Source organism: Rhodobacter aestuarii, assembly GCF_900156655.1.
In the GTDB taxonomy this organism is placed as follows: domain Bacteria; phylum Pseudomonadota; class Alphaproteobacteria; order Rhodobacterales; family Rhodobacteraceae; genus Rhodobacter; species Rhodobacter aestuarii.
Genome location: NZ_FTOG01000024.1, coordinates 2,501 through 5,526, shown reverse-complemented (window position 1 = coordinate 5,526; position 3,026 = coordinate 2,501). Strand labels below are relative to the sequence as shown.

General features: G+C 54.0%; 1 tRNA gene and 2 rRNA genes (1 of these 3 cut by a window edge). All 3 read right to left on the bottom strand.

Annotated elements, in window-relative coordinates:
- Position 1 precedes the first annotated feature (1 nt).
- Positions 2 to 78: transfer RNA gene (locus BW967_RS18270), tRNA-Met, on the bottom strand.
- Between the two features lie 86 nt (positions 79 to 164).
- A 5S ribosomal RNA gene (gene rrf / locus BW967_RS18265) occupies positions 165 to 279 on the bottom strand.
- Positions 280 to 358: 79 nt separating this feature from the next.
- Positions 359 to 3,026, bottom strand: a 23S ribosomal RNA gene (locus BW967_RS18260); it runs 165 nt beyond the window's last position.

Here is a 3,026-nt window from a genome sequence, read left to right as displayed (position 1 = left end):
TTGGTTGCGGGGGTAGGATTTGAACCTACGACCTTCAGGTTATGAGCCTGACGAGCTACCGGGCTGCTCCACCCCGCGCCGGTGTTTTGTGGCGCGTATGACCCCGAGGGCGCTATTACTGATCGGGGTTTTGTATCGTTTTGAGAGAATTGACTTCTTTCTAGGTTTGGCGGTGACCTACTCTCCCACGTCTTAAGACGCAGTACCATTGGCGTGTTGGCCCTTAACGGCCGAGTTCGGGATGGGATCGGGTGTTTAGCCAGCGCTATGACCACCAAACCGAGGAAGAAGTCTGTCCAAGTCAGGATGTAACCTTGTGTATACTTGCTTTTGATCATGAGCCTTGCTGCTACTGGATCAAATCAAGCCAATCGGGCAATTAGTACCGGTCAACTGAATGCATTGCTGCACTTACATCTCCGGCCTATCGACGTGGTGGTCTTCCACGGCCCTCAAGGGATACCTAGTTTTTGGGGGGGCTTCACGCTTAGATGCCTTCAGCGTTTATCCTGTCCGTTCATAGCTACCCAGCACTACCGTTGGCACGATAACTGGTCCACCAGTGGAACGTTCACCCCGGTCCTCTCGTACTAGGGGCAACTCCCATCAAGTATCCTACACCCACGGCAGATAGGGACCGAACTGTCTCACGACGTTCTAAACCCAGCTCACGTACCTCTTTAAATGGCGAACAGCCATACCCTTGGGACCTGCTCCAGCCCCAGGATGAGATGAGCCGACATCGAGGTGCCAAACGATGCCGTCGATATGGACTCTTGGGCATCATCAGCCTGTTATCCCCAGAGTACCTTTTATCCGTTGAGCGATGGCCCTCCCACTTGGGACCACCGGATCACTATGGCCGACTTTCGTCTCTGCTCGACTTGTCAGTCTTGCAGTCAGGCTGGCTTCTGCCATTGCACTCAACGACCGATTTCCGACCGGTCTGAGCCAACCTTCGCGCGCCTCCGTTACGATTTGGGAGGCGACCGCCCCAGTCAAACTCCCCACCATGCAGGGTCCCGGACCCGGATAACGGGCCGCGGTTAGACATCAAGAGTGCGAAGGGTGGTATCTCAAGGGAGGCTCCACGGGAACTGGCGTCCCCGTTTCAAAGCCTACCACCTATCCTGCACATCACAATCCTGATGCCAATGCAAAGCTAGAGTAAAGGTTCATGGGGTCTTTCCGTCTAACCGCGGGTAGTGTGCATCTTGACACACAGTTCAATTTCGCTGAGTCCACGTTTGAGACAGCGGGGAGATCGTTACGCCATTCGTGCAGGTCGGAACTTACCCGACAAGGAATTTCGCTACCTTAGGACCGTTATAGTTACGGCCGCCGTTTACTGGGGCTTCAATTCGGAGCTTGCACCCCTCCTTTTAACCTTCCAGCACCGGGCAGGCGTCAGACCCTATACGTCGCCTTACGGCTTCGCAGAGCCCTATGTTTTAAGTAAACAGTCGCCACCCCCTAGTTTGTGCCCCCCACCCCTGGTTGCCCAGGAATGGGGCCTCCTTCTCGCGAACTTACGGAGGCATTTTGCCGAGTTCCTTAAACGTGGTTCTCTCAAGCGCCTTGGTATACTCTACCAGTCCACCTGTGTCGGTTTCGGGTACGGTCTCATGGAGGGCTATTTCCAGGGACCTCTGAGCAGCCCGATCAATCCGATAAGATCGAACTACCTTTGAGATCCGTCACATCCTCCTGGCCCAGGAATATTAACCTGGTTCCCATCGACTACGCCTTTCGGCCTCGCCTTAGGGGCCGGCTTACCCTGCTCAGATTAGCTTTAAGCAGGAACCCTTGGACTTTCGGCGACAGGGTCTCTCACCCTGTTTGTCGCTACTCATGTCAACATTCTCGCTTCTGATCACTCCACCGGATCCCTCACAGGCCGGCTTCACAGTAAACACCATTCCGACTGCCGCTTTCCGCAAGGAAAGCAAGGTCGGAGGGTGTTATATCACAGAACGCTCCGCTACCACGCACATCGCTGTGCATCCAAAGCTTCGGCTCGTGGCTTGAGCCCCGTTACATCTTCGCCGCAAGACCTCTTATTTAGACCAGTGAGCTGTTACGCTATCTTTAAAGGATGGCTGCTTCTAAGCCAACCTCCTGGTTGTTTTGGAAGTCTCACATGCTTTCCCACTTAGCCACGAATTGGGGGCCTTAGCTGTTGGTCAGGGTTGTTTCCCTCTTCACGACGGACGTTAGCACCCGCCGTGTGTCTCCCGGATAGTACTCTGCGGTATTCGGAGTTTACTTAGACTCAGTAAGGCTGTGGGCCCCCATCATCCATGTAGTGCTCTACCCCCGCAGGTATTCGTCCGAGGCGCTACCTAAATAGCTTTCGCGGAGAACCAGCTATCTCCAGATTTGATTGGCCTTTCACCCCTAGCCACACGTCATCCGGACCCTTTTCAACGGGTGTCGGTTCGGACCTCCAGTACGTGTTACCGTACCTTCATCCTGCACATGGCTAGATCATCTGGTTTCGGGTCTGATCCCACGAACTCATCGCCCTTTTAAGACTCGCTTTCGCTGCGCCTACACCTAACGGCTTAAGCTTGCTCGTAAGACCAAGTCGTTGACCCATTATACAAAAGGTACGCCGTCAGGGCTCAAGGCCCCTCCGACTGCTTGTAGGCGTCCGGTTTCAGAAACTGTTTCACTCCCCTCGTCGGGGTTCTTTTCACCTTTCCCTCACGGTACTGGTTCGCTATCGGTCAGTAAGGAGTACTTAGCCTTCGAGGGTGGTCCCCCGATCTTCAGACAGGATTTCACGTGTCCCGCCCTACTTAATACGTCTGATCAAACTTCGTGTACGGGGCTGTCACCCATATTGCTGGCCTTTCCAGACCATTCCACTCATTCTCACAGCTCGGCTGGTCCGCGTTCGCTCGCCACTACTTACGGAGTATCGTTGATTTCCTTTCCTCCGGGTACTTAGATGTTTCAGTTCCCCGGGTTCGCTCTTAAAACCCTATGTATTCAGGTTAAAAGTACCTGTTTCAGCCCGTTAT